This is a genomic window from Streptomyces solicavernae, from assembly GCF_029968095.1.
In the GTDB taxonomy this organism is placed as follows: domain Bacteria; phylum Actinomycetota; class Actinomycetes; order Streptomycetales; family Streptomycetaceae; genus Streptomyces; species Streptomyces solicavernae.
Window position 1 is genome coordinate 118,052 of sequence record NZ_JASCIR010000016.1, and the last position, 24,360, is coordinate 142,411.

Annotated in this window: 16 protein-coding genes; 4 read left to right on the forward strand and 12 right to left on the reverse strand. The window is 71.5% G+C overall.

Annotated elements, in window-relative coordinates:
- Nucleotides 1-176: 176 nt before the first annotated feature.
- From ftsH to nsdA, 6 genes are all read right to left on the reverse strand, one after another.
- Nucleotides 177-2,099 (reverse strand): ATP-dependent zinc metalloprotease FtsH, encoded by a 1,923-nt coding sequence (gene ftsH / locus QIS99_RS19655; protein WP_282514854.1) that lies wholly within the window; start codon nucleotides 2,097-2,099, stop codon nucleotides 177-179.
- Between the two features lie 285 nt (nucleotides 2,100-2,384).
- Nucleotides 2,385-3,938 (reverse strand): signal recognition particle protein, encoded by a 1,554-nt coding sequence (gene ffh, locus QIS99_RS19660; RefSeq protein ID WP_282514855.1) that lies wholly within the window; start codon nucleotides 3,936-3,938, stop codon nucleotides 2,385-2,387.
- Nucleotides 3,939-4,134: 196 nt separating this feature from the next.
- Nucleotides 4,135-6,828, reverse strand: coding sequence for a [protein-PII] uridylyltransferase (locus QIS99_RS19665; RefSeq protein WP_282514856.1), 2,694 nt, complete (start codon nucleotides 6,826-6,828; stop codon nucleotides 4,135-4,137).
- A gap of 26 nt (nucleotides 6,829-6,854) precedes the next feature.
- Nucleotides 6,855-7,193: a P-II family nitrogen regulator gene (locus tag QIS99_RS19670; protein WP_282514857.1), complete on the reverse strand. Its 339-nt coding sequence runs from the start codon at nucleotides 7,191-7,193 to the stop codon at nucleotides 6,855-6,857.
- Entirely contained in the window at nucleotides 7,190-8,557 is a 1,368-nt protein-coding gene (locus tag QIS99_RS19675) for an ammonium transporter (RefSeq protein ID WP_282514858.1), read from the reverse strand. The genes QIS99_RS19670 and QIS99_RS19675 overlap by 4 nt, the downstream gene beginning before the upstream one ends.
- A 315-nt stretch (nucleotides 8,558-8,872) precedes the next feature.
- Complete coding sequence (gene nsdA, locus QIS99_RS19680; protein ID WP_282514859.1) at nucleotides 8,873-10,348, reverse strand: transcriptional repressor NsdA; 1,476 nt, start codon at nucleotides 10,346-10,348, stop codon at nucleotides 8,873-8,875.
- 480 nt (nucleotides 10,349-10,828) lie between these two features.
- Here nsdA and QIS99_RS19685 point away from each other — a divergent pair, with 480 nt between their 5' ends.
- Nucleotides 10,829-11,500 carry a bifunctional DNA primase/polymerase gene (locus QIS99_RS19685; protein WP_282514860.1) on the forward strand — a complete coding sequence of 224 codons (672 nt, stop codon included), beginning with the start codon at nucleotides 10,829-10,831 and terminating at the stop codon, nucleotides 11,498-11,500.
- A gap of 230 nt (nucleotides 11,501-11,730) precedes the next feature.
- Here the strand turns inward: QIS99_RS19685 and ftsY are convergent, their stop codons facing one another.
- Nucleotides 11,731-12,963 (reverse strand): signal recognition particle-docking protein FtsY, encoded by a 1,233-nt coding sequence (gene ftsY, locus QIS99_RS19690; RefSeq protein ID WP_282514861.1) that lies wholly within the window; start codon nucleotides 12,961-12,963, stop codon nucleotides 11,731-11,733.
- 170 nt (nucleotides 12,964-13,133) lie between these two features.
- Between ftsY and QIS99_RS19695 the strand changes: the two genes are divergently transcribed.
- Both QIS99_RS19695 and QIS99_RS19700 read left to right on the forward strand, forming a co-directional pair.
- On the forward strand, nucleotides 13,134-14,630 hold the full coding sequence (locus QIS99_RS19695) for a cytosine permease (RefSeq protein WP_282514862.1): 1,497 nt from the start codon (nucleotides 13,134-13,136) through the stop codon (nucleotides 14,628-14,630).
- Between the two features lie 101 nt (nucleotides 14,631-14,731).
- Entirely contained in the window at nucleotides 14,732-15,712 is a 981-nt protein-coding gene (locus tag QIS99_RS19700; protein ID WP_282514863.1) for an LLM class flavin-dependent oxidoreductase, read from the forward strand.
- 41 nt (nucleotides 15,713-15,753) lie between these two features.
- Here QIS99_RS19700 and QIS99_RS19705 read toward each other — a convergent pair whose 3' ends face one another.
- The 4 genes from QIS99_RS19705 to QIS99_RS19720 form a co-directional block, all read right to left on the reverse strand.
- A complete protein-coding gene (locus tag QIS99_RS19705) occupies nucleotides 15,754-17,175 on the reverse strand; it encodes a sugar porter family MFS transporter (RefSeq protein ID WP_282514864.1) in 1,422 nt (473 codons plus the stop codon).
- A 309-nt stretch (nucleotides 17,176-17,484) separates the two neighbouring features.
- Nucleotides 17,485-21,036 (reverse strand): chromosome segregation protein SMC, encoded by a 3,552-nt coding sequence (smc, locus tag QIS99_RS19710; RefSeq protein WP_282514865.1) that lies wholly within the window; start codon nucleotides 21,034-21,036, stop codon nucleotides 17,485-17,487.
- A gap of 233 nt (nucleotides 21,037-21,269) precedes the next feature.
- Nucleotides 21,270-21,482, reverse strand: a complete 213-nt coding sequence (locus tag QIS99_RS19715; protein WP_161700093.1) for a hypothetical protein — start codon at nucleotides 21,480-21,482, stop codon at nucleotides 21,270-21,272.
- A gap of 442 nt (nucleotides 21,483-21,924) precedes the next feature.
- Nucleotides 21,925-22,206: an acylphosphatase gene (locus QIS99_RS19720; protein WP_282514866.1), complete on the reverse strand. Its 282-nt coding sequence runs from the start codon at nucleotides 22,204-22,206 to the stop codon at nucleotides 21,925-21,927.
- A 131-nt stretch (nucleotides 22,207-22,337) separates the two neighbouring features.
- On the opposite strand from QIS99_RS19720, the gene QIS99_RS19725 reads away from it, so the two are divergent.
- Nucleotides 22,338-23,273 carry a CAP domain-containing protein gene (locus QIS99_RS19725; RefSeq protein WP_282514867.1) on the forward strand — a complete coding sequence of 312 codons (936 nt, stop codon included), beginning with the start codon at nucleotides 22,338-22,340 and terminating at the stop codon, nucleotides 23,271-23,273.
- Nucleotides 23,274-23,485: 212 nt separating this feature from the next.
- On the opposite strand, the gene mutM is transcribed toward QIS99_RS19725, so the two are convergent.
- A complete protein-coding gene (gene mutM / locus QIS99_RS19730) occupies nucleotides 23,486-24,340 on the reverse strand; it encodes a bifunctional DNA-formamidopyrimidine glycosylase/DNA-(apurinic or apyrimidinic site) lyase (RefSeq protein WP_282514868.1) in 855 nt (284 codons plus the stop codon).
- Nucleotides 24,341-24,360 lie beyond the last annotated feature (20 nt).

The following is a 24,360-nucleotide window of genomic DNA, read 5'->3' on the forward strand; positions in this document are numbered from 1 at the left end:
ACCAGTCAGTCGCCGCTGATGCGTCCTGACGCGGGCGGGTGCGCCGATCTGCGCCGATCCTTGGCGGAACACGCACAGCTCGCACCAAGGTGCTGCTTAGCGGCACGTACGTCGCAGGACGGCCGGGTCCGTTCCGATGCGTAGGCGGCCCACGCGGCGCAGGAGACCGTACCGCGTCAGTCTGTGTCCTTGGTCAGGCGGGTGATGCCGGCCGCGCGGTAGGCGTCGGCCTCCTGCAGGGTCTCGTTGGCGAGCAGGGCCTCCGCGAGGGCGTCCAGCTGGTGGCGGTGGTCGCGGAGTTGGCGGCAGGCGCTCTCGTAGCACTCGTCGACGATGCGGCGCATCTCGCCGTCGATGGCGTCGAGGGTGCCGGGTGCGGCGGCGAGGCCGTAGGCCTGCTGGGCGTCGCCGGGGAGGGCGGAGAGGCGGCCGACGCGTTCGCTCATGCCCCAGCGGCCGACCATGCCGCGGACGATGCTGGTGACCTGTTCGAGGTCGTTCTCGGCACCGGTGGTGATGACGCCGAAGACGACCTGCTCGGCCGCCATGCCGCCGAGGGCGCCGATGATGCGGCCCCGCAGGTACTCCTCCGTATAAGCATATTTATCGGCCTCGGGTGTGGACAACGTGACGCCGAGGGCGCGGCCCCGAGGCACGATGGTGATCTTGCGGACGGGGTCGGCGCCGGGCTGCAGCATCCCGAGCAGGGCGTGCCCGGACTCGTGGTAGGCGGTGCGGCGGCGCTCCTCCTCGGGCATCACCAGGGGGCGTTCGGCGCCGAGTTGGACCTTTTCCAGGGCGTCGGAGAGGTCGCTCTCGGTGACTTGGGACTGTTGGCGTTTGACGGCGAGGAGGGCGGATTCATTGGCGAGGTTGGCGAGTTCGGCGCCGGTCATGCCGGGGGTGGTACGGGCGACCTGGGCGAGGTCGACGTCGGGGGCGAGCGGGATGTCCCGGGTGTGGATGCGCAGGATGGCCTCGCGGCCCCTGCGGTCGGGCGGGCTGACGGTGACGGTGCGGTCGAAGCGGCCCGGGCGGGTGAGGGCGGGGTCGAGGACGTCGGCGCGGTTGGTGGCGGCGATGACGACGACACCCTCGGAGCCGGTGAAGCCGTCCATCTCGGTGAGGATCTGGTTGAGGGTCTGCTCACGCTCGTCGTGGCCGCCCATGGCGGAGCCGCCGCCGCGGGCCCGGCCGATGGTGTCGATCTCGTCGATGAAGATGATCGCCGGGGCGACCTTGCGGGCCTCTGCGAAGAGTTCCCGCACGCGAGATGCGCCGACGCCGACGATCATCTCGATGAACTCGGAGGCGGAGGCCGAGAAGAAGGGCACGCCCGCCTCACCCGCGACGGCCCGGGCGAGCAGGGTCTTGCCGGTGCCGGGCAGGCCTGCGAGGAGGACGCCGCCGGGCATGCGGGCGCCCATCTTCCGGTAGCTGTCGGGGTTCTTGAGGAAGTCGACGACGTCGTTGAGCTCGCCCTCGACCTCGTCGATGCCCGCGACATCCGCGAACGTGGTGCGCTTGTGCGGCTCCAGCTCGACCGGTTTCGGCGGCTGTTTACGGCCGAGCATGCCGCCCGCGCCGCCGCCCAGGCCGGCCGCCATCCGCCGGGCCATGAACACCCAGAGTCCTACGAGCAGCAGGATCGGCAGGAGGGAGAGGAGCACGTTGGTGAGGAGGCTGGGCTCCTTGTAGACGGGCTCGGCGGTGACGGTGACCTTCGCCTTGGTGAGCTCGTCCCACAGCTGGTCGTCCGCGAAGCTCGGGCGTTGGGTGGAGAACTTGTCGTACGTGCCCTTCTCGCCCTCGGGCGCGTCCACCGCCTTCTTCAGGTCGCCCTGGATCTGGTCGCCCTTGGCGTAGATCTTGGAGACGTTGCCGGCCGTGACCTGCCGGCTGAACTCGGTGTACGAGATCTTGGTGGGCGGCTCGTCCCCGAAGAGGGACAGCAGCAGGTTGGTGAGGAGAAAGACGAGCAGCGCGGTCCAGATCAGGCCGCGCCAGCTCACCTTCTTCTTCGGTGGCGGGGGCGGAGGTGCGCCCTCGGAGCGCCACGGCTGGTCGGTCCGGTCGCGGGGAGGCACGGGGCTGGTCACGCTGGCCATTATTGGCGGAGGGGACTTACCGGGCATGTCGAGCTTTCCGCCCGCAGGGGTCGGGGTTCCGGGATTGCGGGGATTCGGGGTTTCCGGGATTCGGGGTTTCCGGGTTCCCGGCCGGTGTCGCGCTTCGGCCGAGGAGAGCACCGGGCTGCTCACCAGCCATCTGCTGCTCACCCGCTGGACCGGGCCGAGACGGGTGCCCGGCCCCGTACGTACGACAGAGTCCGGGCCGCCCGTGAAGGCGGCCCGGACCCCGGAGACGTACGGACGGAAGAGGGATCAGCCCATGAACTTCTTGAACTCGTCGGGCAGTTCGAAGTCCTGGCCGCCCTGGCCGCCGGCCGGCAGGCCGAACGCGCCGCCGCCCTGCTGCGCCTGCTCGCGGCGCGCGGCGGCCTCCTGCTCCTCCTGCTTGCGCTTCATCGGGTTGCCGGAGCGCCGCTTGCCCTTGGCCTGCTTCTGCTTCTTCTTCTGCCGGCCGGGGCCGCCGCCCATGCCCGGCACGCCCGGCATCCCCGGCATGCCGCCGCCCTGGGCCATCTTCGACATCATCTTGCGGGCCTCGAAGAACCGCTCCACGAGGTTCTTCACCGCGCTGACGTCGACACCCGAACCACGGGCGATACGGGCCCGGCGCGAGCCGTTGATGACCGTCGGCTCGGCGCGCTCGTGCGGCGTCATCGACTTGATGATCGCGGCCGTGCGGTCCACGTCCCGCTCGTCGAGGTTGTTGATCTGGTCCTTGATCTGGCCCATGCCGGGCATCATGCCGAGCAGCTTGGAGATCGAGCCCATCTTCCTGACCTGCTCCATCTGGGCCAGGAAGTCGTCGAGCGTGAACTCCTTCGGGCCCTTCTGCAGCTTGGCCGCCATCTTCTCGGCCTCGGCCTGGCTGAAGGTCTGCTCGGCCTTCTCGATCAGCGTGAGCATGTCGCCCATGCCGAGGATGCGGGACGCCATGCGGTCCGGGTGGAACGCGTCGAAGTCGTCCAGCTTCTCGCCGTTGGAGGCGAACATGATCTGCTTGCCGGTGACGTGCGCGATGGAGAGCGCGGCACCGCCGCGGGCGTCGCCGTCCAGCTTGGAGAGCACCACGCCGTCGAAGCCGACGCCGTCCCGGAAGGCCTCCGCGGTGTTCACCGCGTCCTGGCCGATCATCGCGTCGACGACGAAGAGGACCTCGTCCGGCTTGACCGCGTCGCGGATGTCCGCGGCCTGCTGCATCAGCTCCTGGTCGATGCCGAGGCGGCCTGCGGTGTCGACGATGACGACGTCGTGCACCTTCTGCTTCGCGAACTCGATCGAGTCCTGCGCGACCTTGACCGGGTCACCCACGCCGTTGCCCGGCTCCGGGGCGTACACCGCGACGCCGGCGCGGTCGGCGACAACGCTCAGCTGGTTCACGGCGTTGGGGCGCTGCAGGTCACAGGCGACGAGCAGCGGCGAGTGGCCCTGGGCCTTCAGCCAGACGGCGAGCTTTCCGGCGAGCGTGGTCTTACCGGCGCCCTGCAGACCCGCGAGCATGATCACGGTCGGCGGGTTCTTGGCGAAGCGGAGGCGGCGGGTCTCGCCGCCGAGGATGCCGATCAGCTCCTCGTTGACGATCTTGATGACCTGCTGGGCCGGGTTCAGGGCCTGCGAGACCTCGGAGCCGAGAGCCCGCTCCTTGATCTGCTTGATGAACGCGCGCACGACGGGGAGCGCGACGTCCGCTTCCAGCAGGGCGATGCGGATTTCCCGTGCCGTGGCGTCGATGTCTGCCTCGGACAGACGCCCCTTGCCGCGGAGGTTCTTGAAAGTCGCTGCGAGGCGATCGGAAAGAGTGTCGAACACGGCGGTCGCAGATCCTCAGGGTCGGGGGCGAAGACAGTCGCCCTCCAGGGTATCGGGCCCGGCAAACTGCTCCGGCGGCCGAGCACATTTTCCCGGGGGGAGGGAAAAAAACGCCTCACCCCCGCACCACCTCCTGCACCCCCCGCAGCACCTCCTCCACTCCCCGCAGCACCTCCTCCACTCCCCGCAACACCTCCTACACCCCCCGCAACACCTCCTCCACCCCCCGGGCCACCTCCAGCGCCGCCCGCGCGGGCAACGGTTCCCCGTCCGCACCGGTCACGTAGAACGCGTCCACCGCATTGGACCCGAGCGTCGAGGCGTGCGCACTCCGCACCCGTACCCCCGCCGACTCCAGCGCCCGCCCGATCCGATGCAGCAGCCCCGGCGCGTCCTGGGCCCGGACCTCGATGACCGTGGCCAGGCGGGAGCCCGACGCCGCGACCGTGACCCGGGGCGGCGGGGCGGGCGCGCCCCGCCTGCGCGGGTAGGCCGCGTCGCGCTCGGCGAGGCGGGCCGGGATGTCGAGGGTGCCGTCGAGGGCGCGGACCAGGTCGGCGCGGAGCCGGGCGCCTTGCGGCAGGGAGCCGAACTCGGTGGCGACCCGCCAGTCCAGGAAGAGCACCGAGCCCTCGGCGGGCACCGAATCCGGCAGGTCGAGGACGCTGACCTCGGCCGTGCGGACGGTGAGCCGGTGCAGGGCGAGCACCCCGGCCACGGCGGGCAGGACACCCGGCTGGTCGGGCACGGCGATCTGCAGCTCGACGCCCAGCGGCTCCTCGCCCTCCGCAGCGGCGCCCTCCGCATCGGCGCCCTCCGCAGCGGCGCCCTCCGCATCGGCGCCCTCCGCATCGGCGCCCTCCGTCTGCGCGCGCAGCGCGAGTACGGGCCCGCCCGTGCGGTGGGCCTCGACGGCGAGGCGTTCCTGCTCGGCGGTGGTGGGTGCGGGCGCGGGCTGCGGCGGCGGGTCGCCCGCGAGGACGGCGCCGACGCGGGCCACCAGGTCGGCGACGAGTGAGGCCCGCCACGCGGACCAGGCGGCGGGCCCGGTGGCGAGGGCGTCCGCCTCGGTCAAGGCGTGCAGCAGCTCAAGCGCGGAGGCGGAGCCGACGGCCGCGGCGACGGACTCGACGGTCGCCGGGTCGTCCAGATCGCGCCGGGTCGCCGTCTCCACCAGCAGCAGATGGTGGCGTACGAGACGGGCGAGGACGGCGACATCGTCCGCGTCGAAGCCGATCCGGGCGGCCACGTCCTTGGCGATCACCTCGCCCGCCACCGAGTGATCGCCGGGCCAGCCCTTGCCGATGTCGTGCAGGAGCGCGGCGACAAGGAGCAGGTCGGGGCGGCCGACGCGGCGGGTGAGGGCGGCGGCGCGTACGGCGGTCTCGACGAGGTGGCGGTCGACGGTCCAGGTGTGCACGGGGTTGCGCTGCGGCCGGCAGCGGACGCGTTCCCAGTCGGGCAGGATGCGGCTGATCAGGCCCTCGGCCTCCAGGGCGGTCCAGACGTCGACGGTGGCGGGGCCCGCGCCGAGCAGCGTGACGAGCTGTTCGCGGGCCTCGGCGGGCCAGGGCGTGGGCGGCGGTTTCCCGGCGGTGGCGAGGCGGCGTACGGCGTGCGGGGAGAGTGGGAGTCCCGCCTGGGCGGCGGCCGCGGCGGCGCGCAGCGGCAGCACCGGGTCGCGGTCGGGGCGGGCGGTGCGGGCGAGGACGACCTCGCCGTCCTGCTCGACGACGCCCTCGGCGAGCGGGGTGCGCTCGGGCGCGGGCTTGCCGCCACCGCGTCCGCCGAGTCCGCCCAGTCCACCGGGTCCACCTGGTCCGCCGCGTCCGCCTCGCCCGCCGCGCCCGCCGCGCCCGCCGAGCAGCGAGCGCAGGCGGGGCCGGGCGGACCGGGCGCGCAGCACACGGCCGACCTCGCGCCAGGTCACGTCGCTCGCGTACGACAGGGTGCGGGCCGCCTCGTACACCTGGCGGAGCAGGGTGTCGGAGTCCAACAGGCCGAGTTCTTCGGCGACCTGGGTCTGTTCCTGCAGGGCGAGGCGGTCGGTGGCGCGGCCGGTGGTGAGGTGCAGGGCGTCGCGTACGTCGAGGAGGCTGCGGCGGGCCTCGGCGAGTCCGGCGCGCGGGGCGTCGGCGAGCCAGGACGCGGCGACGGCGCGCAGGGCGGTGGCGTCGCGGAGGCCGCCGCGGGCCTCCTTGAGGTCGGGTTCGAGGAGGAACTGCAGCTCGCCCTGGCGGGCGGCGCGTTCCTCGCAGAGTTCGCGGAGCTGTGGGAGGCGCCGGGGGGCCTGGTTGCGCCAGTCGGCGAGGACGGTGGTGCGCAGCGAAGCGGTGAGGCCGAGGTCGCCGGCGATGTGCCGGGCGTCGAGGAGGCCGAGCTGGACCTTCAGGTCGTCGGCGGCGGTCCTGCGGGCCTCGGCGGGGGTGCGTACGGAGTGGTCGAGGGCGAGGCCGAGGTCCCAGACCGGGTACCAGAGGCGGTCGGCGAGGGAGGCGACGGCGCCCGGGTCTGCGCTGCCGTCGTGCAGCAGGAGCAGGTCGAGGTCGGAGCGCGGGGAGAGTTCGCCGCGCCCGTACCCGCCGACGGCGACGAGCGAGACGCCCCGCATGACCTCCCTTCGCCCGCCACCGCCCTTCTGCGGAAGTCGCTCCGCTCCCTCTCCTTCTGCATCCCCGAAGAGGCCCGCCCCTTCTGCGCCCCCGAAGAGGCCCGCCCCTTCTGCGTCCCCGAAGAGGCCCGCCAGCCACTGGTCCGTCAGTTCGGCGAGGGCCGCACGGCGCGGCGGCCCGGACCGCGCCTCCCCGTCCTGGAGGAGGCGCAGCCGGGCCGCCGCGTAGCCGCTGGGTCCGGAGTCTTCCGCTTCGACTGGAACATCCACGCTCGTCACCCAACAGCTCCTTTTTCAGAGGCAGTTCAGAGCGCGTCGGGTCCGCGCTCGCCGGTGCGCACCCGTACGGCCGTGTCGACCGGGATGCTCCAGACCTTGCCGTCGCCGATCTTCCCGGTGCGGGCGGCCTTCACGACGACCTCGACGAGCTGTTCGGCGTCGTCGTCCTCGACCAGGACCTCGATGCGGATCTTGGGTACGAGGTCGACGGTGTACTCGGCGCCCCGGTACACCTCGGTGTGTCCGCGCTGCCGGCCGTAGCCGCTGGCCTCGGTGACGGTGAGTCCGTGCACTCCGAAGGCCTGCAGGGCCTCCTTGATCTCGTCGAGCCGGTGCGGCTTGACGACTGCCGTGATGAGCTTCATGCGTCCACCTTCGTGTTCTTCGTCGCCGCGGCCGCGGCCTCGGCGGTCCTCGCGGGGGGTGCGGCCGGTGCGGTACGGGGGAGGCTGCCGCCGCCCGCGCCGCTGAAGTCGTAGGCCGTTTCGGCGTGTTCGAGCTGGTCGATGCCGGAGACCTCGTCGTCCTCGCTGACCCGCATGCCGATGGTCTTGTGGATGACCCAGGCGAGGATGGCAGAGACGATCAGGGAGTACGCGAAGGTCACGGCGACGCCGAGGGCCTGCTTGCCGAGCTGGTCGAGGCCGCCGCCGTAGAAGAGGCCCTTGGCGTCGGACTGGACCCCGCCGGTGGCGAAGAAGCCGACGAGCAGGGAGCCGATGACGCCGCCGACGAGGTGGACGCCGATCACGTCGAGGGAGTCGTCGTAGCCGAGCTTGAACTTCCATCCGACGGCCATGGCGCACAGGACACCGGCGATGGCGCCGACGGCGATCGCGCCGAGCGGGGAGACGGAGCCGCCGGCCGGGGTGATGGCGACGAGGCCCGCGACGGCGCCGGAGGCCGCGCCGAGGGTGGTGAACGCGCCGTGCCGGATCTTCTCGTAGGCGAGCCAGGCGAGCATCGCGGCGGCGGTGGCGACCTGGGTGTTGACGAACATCACGGCGCCGACGCCGTCGTTGTTGCCGAGCCAGGAGCCGGCGTTGAAGCCGAACCAGCCGAACCAGAGGAGCCCGGCGCCGAGCATGACGAGCGGCAGGGAGTGCGGCCGCATCGGGTCCTTCTTGAAGCCGACGCGCTTGCCGATGACGAGGATCACGCCGAGCGCGGCGGCACCGGCGTTGATGTGCACGGCGGTACCGCCGGCGAAGTCGATGACGCCGAGCTCGAAGGCCCAGCCGCCCTCGCCCCACACCCAGTGCGCGACGGGGAAGTACACGACGGTCGCCCACAGTGCGATGAACAGCGCCCAGGCGGTGAACTTCACGCGGTCGGCGAGGGCGCCGCTGATCAGGGCGGGCGTGAGGACGGCGAACATCAGCTGGAAGACCGCGAAGACGTAGACGGGGATGTCGTACGTGCCCCACAGTTCGGTGACGCCGATGCCGCTGAGGCCGACGAAGTCGGGGTCCCAGCCGATGAGCGAGCCCTTGTCGGTGCCGAAGGCGACGCTGAAGCCGTAGAGCACCCAGAGGATCGTGACGATCCCGAGGCTGATGAAGCTCATCATCAGCATGTTGAGGGTGGACTTGACCCGGACCATGCCTCCGTAGAAGAAGGCCAGTGCCGGAGTCATCAGCATCACCAGGGCGGAGCAGATGAGCATGAAGCCGGTGTTGGCGGCAGAGAGCTGCGGGGCTTCTGCGGCGATCGTGATGCCTGGAGGCATCGGCGTCTCCTCGTCGTTGCGGCCCGTGCGGGCGGAGCCTGTGCGGCTTGAGGGGTGGGCCGGTTATGCGCCACGACATTGGCGCAGCGCGGTTTCCGCCGATGCCCCTCGGTGTTTCGCCGCAGTGACGAAGAGGTCCTGCGTGTTACGCGTTAATGAACTGCCGGATCACGGTCCGTGTGTGTGCGGTCGCGGGGTGCCGGTACGGGACCGGCCGCGGCGGGCCATCCGGCTGACCTGGCATGGGGGAGCCGAGTCGGGCAGTCGTGGATGGTCCGGCCGCGGCCGGGGCTCAGGGTGCGGGGTGGGCCGTGGTCAGACGGCCTCCGCGGATTCGGGCAGCTGGGCGGTGAGCTCGTCGGTGAGCCGGGCGACCTCGCTGACCTCGCCGAAGGTGCGCATCGCGGTGTCGACGGTCTTGCGGAGCCGGGTGTTGACCCGCTCGGAGCGCACCTTCCTGGCGATGCCGAGGGCCTGCCCGGCGAGTACGCAGCTCTGCTCGGGCTCCCGCTGCAGCAGGTGCACGGTGGCCATGCCGATGAGGTTCAGCGCGTACGACCGCTGGTGTTCGGTGTCCTTGCTGAACAGGTCGACGGCGCGCTCCATCACGGGCTGGGAGAGCGAGGCGTACGTGGGGCTGCGGCCGGCCACGTAGGCCAGGTCGCGGTAGGAGTGGGCGTTCTCGCCGTTGAGTTCGGCCTCGGAGAAGAAGCGGATCCAGTCGGGCTCGCGCTCCTCGATGTCGTGGACGTCGGCGAAGGTGTCCTCGGCCATGCGCACGGCGCGCTTGGTCTTGCTGGGCTGGCCCATGTTGGCGTAGGCGCGGGCCTCCATCGCATACAGCATGGCCTGGGTGCGCGGGGTGGCGCAGTCGCGGCTGCCGTACTGGGCGAGGTGGATGAGCTCCAGGGCGTCGTCGGGCCGGCCGAGGTGGATCATCTGGCGGCTCATGCCGGAGAGGACGTACGAGCCGAGGGGTTTGTCGCCCGCTTCCTTGGCGGCGTGCAGGGCGAGGACGAAGTACTTCTGGGCGGTGGGCTGGAGGCCGACGTCGTAACTCATCCACCCGGCCAGCTCGGCCAGTTCGGCGGCGATCTTGAAGAGGCGGCGTTCGGTGGCGGCGGGCTGGGGTTCCTGCAGCAGGTCGGTGACTTCGTGGAGCTGTCCCACGACGGCCTTGCGGCGCAGGCCGCCGCCGCACTGGGCGTCCCACTGCCGGAACATCGCGGTGGTGGATTCGAGGAGGTCGAGCTCGGGTTTGGACAGGCGGGTCGCCCGGCGGATGGGGACGGCGGGCTCGGCGGCGTCCGGGGCGGGCCCGGGGCTGGGCACGAGCCAGCGCTGCATGGGCTCGATCAGGGAGGGCCCGGCGGCGAGGGCGAGCGAGGCGCCGAGGAAGCCGCGGCGGGCGAGCATCAGGTCGCTGCGCGAGAACTCGCTGATCATCTCGACGGTCTGGTCGCCGGTCCACGGCAGGTCGACGCCGGAGAGCGAGGCCGACTGGTGGGCGGAGCGGAGCCCGAGGTCCTCGACGGCGACGACGGCGCCAAAGCGCTCGGAGAACAGCTCGGAGAGGATTCGCGGGATCGGCTCGCGCGGCTGCTCGCCGTCGAGCCAGCGGCGGACTCTCGACGTGTCGGTCGAGATGTGACCGGCGCCCAACTGCCGTGCTCTGCGGTTCACCTGGCGGGCGAGCTCGCCCTTGGACCAACCACTGCGCACGAACCACGACGTGAGTGGTTCGTTGGGGCGCTTGTCAGCGTTCGCGCCGCTGCCGCCGTTGCCGCCCACTGGAGCGCCCCCATCCCTCGGGTCACTTGTCCGTCTCGCTGCGCCGAGCCCTGACAGCATGCCGTGAGTCGAGGCCGACGGTCTGCGCATCATCACCCGTCGAACAAGCAACCGAGTTGCCTCCGGCATACCCATGAACGCGTACGTCCCCGGGCTTCGTGTACTGAAAGTAGTCCTACGATCACCCTCCCGGCGAGGGCGTTCTCAGAATCGCCACCATTCGCCACCCCTTTGAATGAACTCAGGAACCGCTGCACACGATTGACTTGACACCGACGGCCGGGAGCGGGCGGAACGGAGCGCGCCGGGGCGCACCATTCCACCCGCACCACCCCGTGTCACCCCTCGCGCCACCTGCTCAACGACCAGGCGGCACGCGGGAGTCCGGGGTCGCATCGACGGCGACGCAGAGTCGCGGCCCCACTCCGCATCGTCACCAGGTTTCGTAACCAGCAACCTGTCGGACCCGTTGGAGGGGGCATGGGCTTCACGATCGGCGGCAGCCGGGGTATCCGCGAGATCCGGCCGGTGCGCACCGGTGCACGGCGGCGCGGGCGGGCCTCGGACTGCACCGCGGTGGCCGAGTTCACCGGCCTGTGGGGCTGGGAGGTGGTGCCGGGCGCGCGCGCCGCCGACGGGCAGTGCTCGTGCGGCAAGGCGGACTGCCCGGCCCCCGGCGCGCATCCGCTGCACTTCGCCGCGCCCGTCCCGGCGGGCTCGACGCTCGGCGAAGTCACGCGCGTGTGGGGCGAGTTCCCGGGTGCGGCGGTACTGCTGCCGACCGGGCGCAGCTTCGACGTACTGGAGGTGTCGGAGGCCGCCGGGCGCCGCGCCCTGGTCCGCATGGAGCGCATGGGCATCCCGCTCGGCCCGGTCACGGTCACGCCCGACGGCCGCGCCCAGTTCCTCGTCGCCCCGGGTGCGGCCGCGGAACTCCCCGGGCTGCTCTACCGCATGGGCTGGGACGACGCCGATCTGGACCTGCGGGCGCTGGGCCCCGGCGAGCACATCACGGGCCCGCCGTCCGACCGCGCCGGTCTCGGCCCGACCCGCTGGCTCCGCGCCCCGGCCCTCGACTCGGCGACCCATCCGCCGCCGGCGCGGCTGCTGCTGGGCACGCTGGCTTACGTCAGCCACCGCTCGGGGATGTGATCGGGCGCGCCTCCTCAAACGCCGGAAGGGCTGATCGTTTCAGCCCTTCCGGCGTTTGAGGAGCGGGGGTCCGGGGGCGGAGCCCCGAAGCGCCGCAGGCTTTCGGGAAGGGGCGGGGAGGGGAAAACAAAGCCGGGCCCGGACAGCAGCAGCACCGCTCTCCGAACCCGGCCACGAAACACGACGCGACGGGGACGCCCCCGTCAGCCCCCTCAGTCCCCTCAGCCCCCTCAGTCCCCGATCAGCGCATCCACAAACGCCTCGGGCTCGAACGGCGCCAGATCATCCGCCCCCTCCCCGAGCCCGACCAGCTTCACCGGCACCCCCAGCTCCCGCTGCACAGCGACGACGATGCCGCCCTTCGCCGTGCCGTCGAGCTTCGTCAGGGCGATGCCCGTGATGTCGACCACCTCGGCGAAGACCCGGGCCTGGACCAGGCCGTTCTGCCCGGTCGTGGCGTCGAGGACGAGCAGCACCTCGTCCACCGGACCGTGCTTCTCCACGACCCGCTTCACCTTGCCCAGCTCGTCCATGAGCCCGGTCTTGGTGTGCAGCCGCCCGGCGGTGTCGACGAGCACCACGTCGACGCCCATCTCCTTGCCCTCCTTCACCGCGTCGAACGCGACGGAGGCGGGGTCGCCGCCCTCGGGCCCGCGCACGGTGTAGGCGCCCACGCGCTCGCCCCAGGTCTGCAGCTGGTCGGCGGCAGCGGCGCGGAAGGTGTCGGCGGCGCCGAGGACGACGGTGCGGCCGTCGGCGACCAGGACGCGGGCGAGCTTGCCCGTGGTGGTGGTCTTGCCGGTGCCGTTGACGCCGACGACCATCACGACGCCGGGGACGCCGCCCGCCACGTGCCCGGTCTCCGTCTTCACGGACCGGTCGAAGTCGGTGCCGACCAGCGTCAGCAGCTCCTCGCGCAGCAGGGCGCGGAGCTCGTCGGGCGTGCGGGTGCCGAGCACCTTGACGCGCTCGCGGAGCCGTTCGACCAGCTCCTGGGTGGGGGCGACGCCGACGTCGGCGGTGAGGAGCGTGTCCTCGATCTCCTCCCACGTGTCGTCGTCCAGGCGCTCACGGGAGAGCAGGGTCAGCAGGCCCTTGCCGAGCGTGTTCTGCGAGCGGGCCAGTCGGGCCCGCAGCCGGACCAGACGGCCGGCGGTCGGCTCGGGCACCTCGATCTCGGGCGCCGCCTCAAGAGGCTCGGGCTCGGCCTCTTCGACGGGGGCTTCCGGCGCGGGCGCCTGCGCCGCGGGGAGGTCGACCTCCTCGATGGTGCGGCGTGGTTCTTCGTGCGGCTCCTCGGCCTCTTCGCCGACGTGCGGCTCGGCCGGGGGCTCGGTGATGGTCGGCGTGCTCGACGGGGCCGACGGAGGCAGCTGCTTCTTCTTGCGGCCGCTCACCACCAGGCCGCTGATGGCGCCGATCACGACTACGGCGATGACTACGGCAAGGATGAGGATGTCCATAACCCTGCCAGTATGCGGGAGACCCCCGGCGCGCGTGCGGCCGCGGACACGGGCGGCCTGCCCCGTACGACTGCGGGGGCAGGACGAAGGACCTTGGACCCTATTTGCCATTTTTAGGGCGAACATACGATAGTTGCGGTTCCCCCTCCTCTCCCCCACGGAGCTACCGCATGCCCGCGTCCCCCAGCGCGTCCGCCGACACCTCGCAGGCGCCGTCCGCCGTCACCGAGTCCGAGAGCGCGATCGAGACCCGCGGCCTTGAACCGGTCCCCGACGGCGAGCGCACCGGCAAGGTCAGGGAGCTGTTCCCGACCTGGGTCGCGGCCAACATCAGTGTGCTGCTGCTCACCATGGGCGCGGGCCTGGTGGTCTTCAACGGCCTGAACATCTGGCAGGTGCTGCTCGTCGCGACGGTCGCGCCGATCGTCTCGTACGGGATCGTCGGGCTGATCTCGATCGCGGGCAAGCGCGGGGGCGCGCCCGGTATGGCGCTGTCGCGGGCGGTGTTCGGGCAGCGCGGCAACCTCTTCCCGGGCTCGCTGATCTGGGTGGCCCGCTGGGGCTGGGAGACGATCAACGCGGTCACGGGTGCGTACGCGATCCTGACCGTGCTCGACCTGCTCTTCGGGGTGAAGTCGAACACCGTCCTGATCGTGGTGACGCTGCTGCTCTTCGTGACCGGCACGTTCCTGGTGTCGGGGCTCGGCATCAACGCGCTGCGGGTGTGCAGCAAGTGGTCGACGTATCTGTTCGGCGCGTTCAGCGTGCTCGTGCTCGGCTATCTGGTCGTCGAGACGGACTGGTCGGCGGTCCTGGACAAGCCGGCGGGCTCGGCGGCGATGGTGGTCGCGGGCATCGGCATGATCGGCGCGGGCGGCATCAGCTGGGTGCCCTCGGGCCCGGACTTCACGCGGTACCTGCCGCGTACGGCCTCGTCGAAGAAGATGGTCGGCACGACGGTCGGCGGCGCCGGGATCGTCGTGCTGCCGATGGTCCTGATGGGTGCCGTGATGGCGGTGTCGACACCGAACCTGGCGAGCGCGCAGGACCCGGTGGCGTTCATCGGCGAGCTGCTTCCGACCTGGATCGCGGTGCCGTATCTGCTGATCGCGCTGATCGGCATGCTGCTCATCAACTCGATGTCGATGTACTCGGCGGGCTTCACCGCGCAGACCCTCGGCATCAAGGTGCCGCGCGCGGCGGCGGTCAGTGTGAACGCGGTGATCAGCCTGATCTTCGGTTTCCTCCTGATGGTGGTGGCGACCAGCTTCATCGGCTCGTTCATCTCGTTCCTGACGCTGCTCGCGGTGGCGTTCTCGGCCTGGATCGGCGTCTTCGGCGTCGACATGCTCCGCCGCACGTCGTACGACGGCCGGGCGTTGCTCGACACCACGCGCACCTCCGCCTACTGGTACAAGGCGGGCTTCGCCTGGCAGGCCATGACGGCGTGGGCGGTCGCCCTCGTCACCGGACTGCTCTTCACCAGGGTCGACTGGTTCGCGGGTCCGCTCGCCTCGTCCTGGATCGGCAAGCACGGCCTGGGCTGGGTGACCGGCATCGCGGTCTCGGCGCTGCTGTACGCGGTGCTGCCGCGTGCCGAGTCCCGTGCGGTGGCAGCCGATTCGTCCGCTGAGGCCGAGGCGGAGCGCGCGACCGTGTCCGTCTGACCCGACCCCTGTCTATCTGACTCCGCGTCAACTACCGTCCCCCTTCGCAAGGCCACGGTTCCCGTAGTCCGTGTTCCCGGTGAAGGGGGACGTCGTCTGTCATGGCCGTCACCGTCGTACGTTTCAACCTGGTCGAACCCGCCGCGACCCCCGAGTCGCTGTCCGCCCGCTATCGCGCCGCCGTCGAGATGGCCGCGTACGCCGATGACCGGGGCCTGAACACGGTCCAGACCGAGGAGCACCACGGCGCCGCCAACAACTGGATGGCGTCGCCGTTCACGTTCGCGGGGGCGGTGTTCGGGGCAACGCGGCGGCTTGCGGTCACGGTCTCCGCGATCATCGGGCCGCTGCACGATCCGCTGCGGCTCGCCGAGGACATCGCCGCGCTCGACCTGCTCAGCGGCGGCCGCCTCGTGACCGTCGCCGGGATCGGCTACCGGCGCGAGGAGTACGAGGCGGCGGGCGTCGACTGGGCGCGGCGCGGGGCGCTGCAGGACGAGCTGTTGGAGACGCTGCTCAAGGCGTGGACCGGGGAGCCCTTCGCGTTCCGGGGCCGTACGGTCCGGGTGACGCCGCGGCCGTGCACCGAGCCCAACCCGCTGCTCCTGGTGGGCGGTTCCTCGAAGCCGGCGGCGCGGCGGGCGGCGCGGCTCGGCCTGCCGTTCTTCCCGAGCGCGCATCTGCCGGACCTGGACGCGTACTACCAGGAGAAGCTGCGGGAGTACGGCACCGAGGGCTGGACCATGATGCCCGCCGAGGAGACCCCGCTGCTGCACATCTCCGAGGACCCGGACCGCACCTGGGCCGAGTACGGGGAGCACTTCCTGCACGAGGCGCGGACGTACGCCTCCTGGCAGAACACGGACATCCGCTCGGCGGTCCGCTCGGGCGCGGACAGCGTGGCGGAACTGCGGGCCGAGGGCGTGTACCGGATCCTCACGCCGGACGAGTGCGTGGCGCTGAGCGAGGGCGGCCAGGACACCCTGATCCTGCACCCGCTGTGCGGCGGCATGCCGCTCGACGAGGGCTGGCGCTCCCTGCACCTGTTCGCGGAAAGGGTCATGCCCCGGCTCAAGGACTGAACCGGGGCACGACCGATCTGGAGAGAGGGGGCAGCGGGGTTTTAGCCCATCTCCTCCAGGGTCTTGCCCTTCGTCTCCCGGACGAACTTCAGGACGAAGGGGATGGAGAGCGCCGCGAAGGCGCCGTAGATGATGTACGAGCCGGTCAGCGACCACTCGGACATGCTCGGGAAGGTCTTGGTGATCGCGAAGTTGGCGAGCCACTGCGCGGAGGCGGCCACACCGAGCGCGGCGGCGCGGATCCGGCCCGGGAAGATCTCGCCGAGCAGCACCCAGACCACCACGCCCCAGGAGAGCGCGAAGAACAGGACGAAGCCGTTGGCGGCGATCAGCGCGATGAGGCCCTGGGCGTCCGGCAGCGAGACGTTGCCGCCGGAGCCGGTCCGGTACGAGAACGCCCAGGCCATGGTGAACAGGGCGATGGCCATACCGGCGGAGCCGATGAGGGCGAGCGGCTTGCGGCCGATCCGGTCGACGAAGATCATCGCGATGACCGTGCCGATGATGTTCACGATCGACGTCTCGAAGGAGTACAGGAACGAGCTGGTCGGGTCGTGCCCGATCGACTGCCACAGCTGGTTCGAGTAGTAGAAGATCACGTTGATGCCGACGAGCTGCTGGAACACCGAGAGGCCGATGCCGATCCAGACGATGGGCAGGAAGCCGACCTTGCCGAGCAGGTCCTTGAAGGACGGCTTGTGCTCGCGGCGCATGGCGTCCTCGATCTCGGCGGCGCGCGCGTGCGCGTCGATGCCGGTGCCCTCGACCTCGGTGAGCACCTTCTTGGCGTCGGCCACCCGGCCCACGGAGATCAGGTAGCGCGGCGACTCGGGGATCGCGAAGGACAGCAGGCCGTACAGGACGGCCGGGACGACCATCACGCCGAGCATCCACTGCCAGGCCTCCAGGCCCGCCAGCTGTCCGCGCTGGTCGCCGTCGGCCAGGGTGAGGATGCCGTAGTTGACCAGCTGCGAGACGGCGATGCCGATGACGATCGCGGCCTGCTGGAACGAGGCGAGCCGGCCGCGGTACGCGGGCGGGGCGACCTCGGCGATGTAGGCCGGGCCGATCACGGAGGCCATGCCGATGCCGACGCCGCCGATCAGGCGCCACAGCGTCAGGTCCCAGGCGGCGAAGGGCAGCGCCGAGCCGATGGCGCTGGCGGCGAAGAGCACCGCGGCGATCTGCATACAGCGGATGCGGCCGATATGGTCGGCGATCCGCCCGGCGAGGGCGGCACCGACGGCGCAGCCGAGCAGTGCGGTGGCGATGATCCAGCCGAGCATGTCCGCGTTGACGTCGAACCTGTGCTGGATGGCGACAGTCGCACCGTTGATCACGGAACTGTCGTAGCCGAACAGGAAGCCGCCCATCGCGGCCGCCGCCGTAATGAAGATGACATGGCCGAGATGGTCCGGCTGGGGACCCTTGGCCGCCTGCGGGGCCGGCGATGTGCTCGTCACGTGTACTCCTCGGGCCACCGGCCACAGCGCCGGGGTGGGGGCAGAAGCACCTTCCAGTGGCGCATAACTTTGAGCCACTCACCACTTGAAGGTAAATACGACGCTGCAGAGACTATGCCTTCAAGTGTCGAAGTCAATAGCCCGAGAGTTAGGAGTTCTTGGACACACAGAGTTACCAGAACTTCAACGCTTGAACTTATTTAGGGGGAACCGGACGGAACGGTCGGCCCGCCCGCGCGGCGAGAGCGCAGCTCAGCCGCTGCCATTCCCGCGACAGCTCAGCTCAGCCGCTGCCACTCCCCCGAGAGCTCAGCTCAGCCGCTGGCTGATGACCTTCGAGACGCCGTCGCCCTGCATGGACACCCCGTACAGCGCGTCCGCGACCTCCATCGTGCGCTTCTGGTGCGTGATCACGATCAGCTGCGAGGACTCCTGCAGCTCCCGCATGATCCGGATCAGCCGCTGCAGGTTGGTGTCGTCGAGGGCCGCCTCGACCTCGTCCATCACATAGAACGGGCTGGGCCGCGCCTTGAAGATCGCGACCAGCATCGCCACCGCCGTGAGCGACCGCTCGCCGCCCGAGAGCAGGCTGAGCCGCTTGACCTTCTTGCCCGGCGGCCGCGCCTCGACGTCCACACCACTGGTCAGCATGTTGTCGGGATCGGTCAGGATCAGCCGGCCCTCACCACCGGGGAACAGCCGCGCGAAAACGCCCTCGAACTCCCGCGCCGTGTCGTGGTACGCCTCGGTGAAGACCTGCTCGACCCGCTCGTCGACCTCCTTCACGACCTGAAGGAGGTCGGCCCTGGTCTTCTTCAGGTCCTCCAGCTGCTCGCTCAGGAACTTGTGGCGTTCCTCCAGCGCCGCGAACTCCTCAAGCGCCAGCGGGTTGACCTTCCCGAGCTGCTGGTACGCCCGCTCGGCCGCCCTGAGCCGCTTCTCCTGCTCGCCGCGCGCAAAGGGCCGCGGCCGGTTCCGCGGGTGCTCCGGGTCTTCGGGCAGTTCCTCGCCCTCGGCGGGCGGCGACGGCGGTACGGGCTGGTCAGGGCCGTAGTCCGCGACCAGCCCGGCCGGCTCGACGCCCAGCTCCTCCAGCGCCTTCGACTCCAGCTGCTCGATCCGCATCCGCTTCTCGGCGCCGAGGACCTCGCCCCGGTGCACCGAGTCGGTCAGCCGGTCAAGGTCCGCCTTCAGGTCCCGGCCGGCGTTCCGCTCCGCCACCAGCTCCTGCTCGCGCTCCGCCTTGGCCCGCTCGGCCGCGGCCCGCTCCTCCTCGGCCCGTACGAGGGACACCTCCACGTGGCCGAGCAGCTGCCGGGCGCCCGCGCCGACCGCCTCCGCGACGGCCGCCTCGCGCCGCAGCCGCGCCTTGCGCTGTTCGGCCCGCGCGCGGGCCTCCCGCTCGGCGCGCGCCGCCCGGTCCAGGCCGTCGGCACGCCCCGCGAGCCCCTTGACCCGCTCCTCGTGCGTCCGCGCCTGCAGCCGCGCCTCCATCTCGGTCTGCCGCGCATTGGCCCCGTCGGCGGCAAGCCGGTCCCGTACGGAGGTGTCCGGCTCCTCCTCGACCGGCAACTCCTCTGCCACGGCGAGCCGTTCGGCCAGCTCCGCCACCTCTTCGAGGGCACGGTCCAGGGCCTCCTGCGCGCGGGCCGCCGCCGCCACCGACCGCTCGGCCTCGCCCGCGGCGCCGCGCGCCTGCCCGGCGAGCCGGCCGAGCCGCTGCGAGACGGCCGACTTCTCCCGGTCCGCGGACCGCCGCCGCTCCCCCAACTCCTCGACGAGCGCGGCACTTTCCCGCCTGCGCTCCACCGCCCGCCGCTGCTCGTCCGCCAGCGCCTCACACCGTACGGCCAACTCCTCAAGCCCGGCCGCGGCCTCGTCCACCGACGCCTGCACCTCGATCAGGCTCGGCGCCCCGGCAGAGCCGCCCTGCGCGAAGTGCGCACCCAGCAGGTCGCCCTCGGCGGTCACGGCCGTCAACTCCGGACGCGCGTAGACCAGATCCTCGGCGTCCTCAAGCGTGCCGACCACGACGACCCCGCGAAGCAGCCGCCGCACCGCGGGCATCAACTCCTCGGGCCCACGCACCAGTTCGGCGGCGAACGGCGCCCCTTCGTGCTGCTGCGCCGGTACGTCACCGGGGGCGCCGCCGAGCAGCAGGGCCGCGCGGCCCGCGTCCTGCTTGCGGAGCAGCCGGATCGCCTCGGCGGCCGTCGCCGGGGTCGTCACGGCGAGCGCGTCGGCCGCCGCCCCGAGCGCCGCCGCCACCGGCACCTCGAACCCCGGTGTGACGGTGAGGAGTTCGGAGGCCGGGCCGAGCAGCCCGGCCAGCTGTTCCTGCGCGGCGAGCAGCGCCCCCGTACCGTCCTTGCGGCGAAGCCCGAGCGCGAGCGCCTCGCGCCGGGCCGCCGTCGCCGCCCGCTTCCGCTCCGCCGCCGTGGCCGCCTCCCGGGTCGCGGTGAGGGCCGCCTCGGCGTCGGCCAGCTCGCGCTTGGCCGCGTCGTGGCGTTCGCCGAGCTCGCAGTCGTCGGCGTCGAGCCCGTCGACCTCCGCCTTGAGCTGCTCGTACTCCTCCTGGGCCGCGGCCGCCCGCTCCTGTGCCTCGTCGCGCGCGGCGGCCAGGCGGTCGATCTCGGCCTGCGCCGAAGCGGCCCTGCTGCGGGCCGCGCCCACCTGGCCGTTCAGGCGGGCCAGGCCCTCGCGGCGGTCGGCGATCGCCCGCGCCACGTCCTTCAGGCGCCGCTCCTCGCGCGCCAACTCCCGCTCCAGCTCGGACCGGTGGGCGACCGTGTCCTCCAGGGCCCTCTCGGCCGCTTCGAGCGCGGCCTCCAACTCGGCCTCCTGCTCGCGGATCCGGGCGGCCTCGCGCTCCATGTCCTCGGGGTCGCGGCCGCGCCGCTCCTCGGCGGGCGCGGTGGTGGCGCTCTTCACCCGGGCGTCAGCGAGCGAGATCGTGCCGCGCACCCGCTCGGCCAGCTGTGACAGCTCGTACCAGGTCTGCTGCGCCCGCTGCAGCCGCGGTGCGAGCCGGCGCACCTCGCCCTCAAGCTCGGCCTCCCGCGCGAGCGCCGCCTTGAGCCGCGCCTCGGCCTGCTCCTTGCGCCGCTTCAGCTCCGCCTCGTCGGCGACCTCGCTGCGCAGCGCCTCCCGCAGCGTGACCAGGTCGTCGGCGAGGAGGCGGAGGCGGGCGTCGCGCAGGTCGGCCTGGATGACGGCGGCCCGGCGCGCGACCGCGGCCTGCCGGCCGAGGGGCTTGAGCTGTCTCCTGAGCTCGTCCGTGAGGTCCTGCACGCGCGCGAGGTTGGCCTGCATCGCGTCCAGCTTCCGCAGCGCCTTCTCCTTGCGCTTGCGGTGCTTGAGCACTCCGGCCGCTTCCTCGATGAAGGCGCGGCGCCCCATGGGATCGGCGTGCAGTACGGAGTCGAGCCGGCCCTGGCCGACGATGACATGCATCTCGCGGCCGATGCCGGAGTCGGACAACAGCTCCTGGATGTCGAGGAGTCGGCAGGTGTCGCCGTTGATCTGGTACTCGCTGCCGCCGTTGCGGAACATGATCCGCGTGATGGTGACTTCGGCGTACTCGATGGGCAGCACGCCGTCGGAGTTGTCGATGGTCAGCGACACCTCGGCCCGGCCGAGCGGGGGCCGCCCGGTGGTGCCGGCGAAGATGACGTCCTCCATCTTGCCGCCGCGCAGCGATTTGGCGCCCTGCTCGCCCATGACCCAGCTGAGCGCGTCCACCACGTTCGACTTGCCGGAGCCGTTGGGTCCGACGACGCAGGTGATGCCCGGCTCGAAGCGCAGTGTGGTCGCCGAGGCGAAGGATTTGAACCCGCGCAGGGTCAGGGCCTTGAGGTGCACGCCGCCGGACTCTACCTTTCGGCCTCGCCCCGGCTCCATGAACCGCCGCGTCTCACGGCATGAACACGCGGTTTCATCGCGGAAGGTGCAGGGCACATCAGACGTTGAGGGGGAACGGGGAAACCGAGGGGGCGGAGGCACGGCAAAGAAAAAGGGACGCCGAAGCGTCCCTTGCAGATCTTCTCAAGCGGCTGACACGGGCAGCCCCGAGTGATGCCTCACGCGGCAGCAGCTCAGGTCAGTGCAGGCTCCGCCTGGGGTACGTCAATGCTCTCCAGAAACGAGTCGCCTTCGTGAGAAGCGGCAGCAGTAGCCAGCGCGTCGTTCTCGGCCTGGATGCGTACGAGCTCGGATTCCAGGTCTTGGACGCGCTGCTGGAGCCGTCGCATCTCGGCGAGGAGTCGCGGGTCGGAGCCGCCGACGTAACCGAGAAGCGCCTTTGCCATGATGGATGGTCCTCCACACTGAGTGACCGACCGAATCGGTGTGGGTCGTGAGGGAAGCACCCGCGGTGAATGGCACTGCTTGTTTTGATTGCCGTTCCCACATGCCAAACAGCCAGGGTGCGCGGGGACTTCCAGAGTCTCACCAAAAAGTTTGACGGTCAACACGATCACACCCCGTATTGGCGGGCGACCCGGGGGCGCGCGGCCGGGGAACGGGCGGCGCTGCTCTCCTTCGGGGCCCTGGGGGCGTGGAGATCATTCTTGTCCGCGCAGCCTGGCACGACAAGCCAATATTGGCAACCACCAGGTGCTTTCCGTGCGCGACCAGGCGCTTTCCGTACGCGACTCTCGCTTTCCGTACGCGGACAGGCGCTGTCCGCACGCGGCCGCGACCGCCGCGGCAGCCGGGCGCCGTCGGCGACGCCCGGGCTGCCGTCGGCCCTCACCGGATGGCGAAGGTGTCGTAGATGCCGCGGGGCGTGTCCCAGATCTCAGTGACGCCGTCGACCCTGCCGGGTGTGTCGCCCTCCTGGAGCCAGCTGAGCAGTGCGTCACATCCGGTACGGGTGCCCTCGGCGACGACCTGTACGCGGCCGTCGGCCAGATTGAGGGCGAAGCCGACCAGGCCGCCGATCTCAAGAGCCTTCGCCCTGGTGAACCAGCGAAAGCCCACTCCTTGCACTTGACCGCGGACCCAGGCGGTGAGCCGTACCTCTTCATTCATGTGGGAAAGCTAACCGGCCAATTGCCTGTACAGCACTTCGCCCCCACATTCCCTTCACGTACAGTCGCGACAGCCGAGCCTCACTCGTTCGGGTGAAGCACAAGAACCTCAGGGATCAGGAAGGCCACCAGATGGGACGCCACCGACGCGTCGGCGCCGCGGGCGCGAGCGAAGAGCAGCACCCGGCGGACACCGTACGCACGGGCGGCACGCACTCCCACCGTCGGGCGAAGCGGGCGTCGGTGCCCGTGCGCACCGGTCTGCTCGGCGTCTCGGCTGCGGTGGCGATGGGCGCCGTGGCGGTCGCCTCCGGCCTGATACCCGGCGACGCGTTCTCCGGCGACGGCAACGAGTCGAGCCGTGTGCAGTCGGCCGGCAGCCCGACCGACCTGGAGACACAGGGCGGGGCCTCGGCGTCCCCGGACCGTCCGGAGAGCCCCGCGAGCCGTGGCTCCGACCGGCCCGAGCCGTCGAAGACCTCGTCGTCGCCGACCCGTTCCGCCTCGCCGTCGAAGTCCCCGTCGCCGTCGTCGTCCTCGTCCTCGTCCGCGCCCTCGCCCGAGAAGTCCTCCGCGGACGCCGGCGCGGGTGGCGCCGAGAAGAAGGCCGAGAAGCCGAAGAGCGAGCAGCCGGTGCCGGCGAAGCCCGAGGCCGCCCCCGCCAAGCCGTCGGCGCCGTCCCCGGACTCCGGCCAGGCCGCCGAGGCCGAGGTGCTGTCGCTGGTCAACCAGGAGCGGGCGCAGGCCGGTTGCAGCCCGGTGACGGCCGACGCCGCCCTCGCGGACCTGGCGGGCGACTTCAGCGAGGACATGGCCGAGCGCGGCTTCTTCGACCACACCGACCCCGACGGCGACACGCCCTGGGACCGTGCGGAACAGGCCGGTGTCACGAACCTCGGCGGCGAGAACATCGCCCGCGGGCAGACCAACGCCCAGTCCGTCATGGACTCCTGGATGGCCAGCCCGGGCCACCGCGCGAACATCCTCAACTGCGAGTACAGGACCCTCGGCGTCGGCGCGCACTTCGCGCCGGGCGGGCCTTGGTGGACGCAGGACTTCGGGTTCTAGGGGCGTCTCCCCTGGGAGTTCGGCACCGTCGACTCGGGCGCCGTCGCTCGCCCTGCGGGCTCTTGATCCCCTCCGGCTGCTTTTCGGCTGCCGCGCCGTCGTGGCTGGTCGCGCAGTTCCCCGCGCCCCTGTCGGGGCACGTGATCCGGCCCGTCCGGCGGGACTTTCGGGAAGGGGCGGGCAGGGGTGCAGGGGAAACCACGCGCCCGCACCTATCCCCGCGGCACCCGCTGGCACCGCGGACAGAAGTAGCTGGACCGATTCATCCACGGCCGTCGCCGTATCGGCGTACCGCAGCGCCGGCACGGCTCACCCTCGCGCCCGTACGCGTCGAGGGACCGGTCGAAGTAGCCGGACTCGCCGTTCACGTTCACGTACAGGCTGTCGAAGCTGGTGCCGCCCACGGCGAGCGCGGCGTTCATGACGTCGCGGATGTGGCCGAGGAGTTCGATGGTGCGGGGGCGCGTGAACGTCGCGGTGGGCCGCTCGTAGTGCAGCTTGGCGCGCCACAGCGCCTCGTCCGCGTAGATGTTGCCGACGCCGCTGATCAGCGACTGGTTGAGCAGCGCCCGCTTGATCGTCGTACGGCTGCGGCGCAGGCCCTGGTGGAAGGCCTCCTCGTCGAAGGCCGGGTCGAGCGGGTCGCGGGCGATGTGCGCGATGACGTCGGGCAGGCCGTCGGCGGTGGTGCCGTGCAGGGAGAGCCCGCCGAAGGTGCGCTGGTCGACGAAGCGCAGCTCGGTGCCGAGCTCGTCGGCGAAGCGGACGCGGATGCGCAGGTGCTTCTCGTCGGGGGCGTCCTGCGGCTGCAGGAGGAGCTGTCCGCTCATGCCGAGGTGCGCCAGGACCGCCTCGGGCGAATCGGTGAGCGGCAGCCACAGGTATTTGCCGCGCCGCCGGGCCACCCCGATGCCGTGCCCCTTGAGCCGGGCCGCGAAGTCGGGCCCGCCGGCGAGGTGGCGGCGTACGGACCGCGGGTGCAGCACCTGGACCTCGGCCACGACGCGTCCGGAGACCCAGCGCTCAAGGCCGCGGCGGACGACTTCGACCTCGGGCAGTTCGGGCACGGGTCCTCCCCCGGTACGTA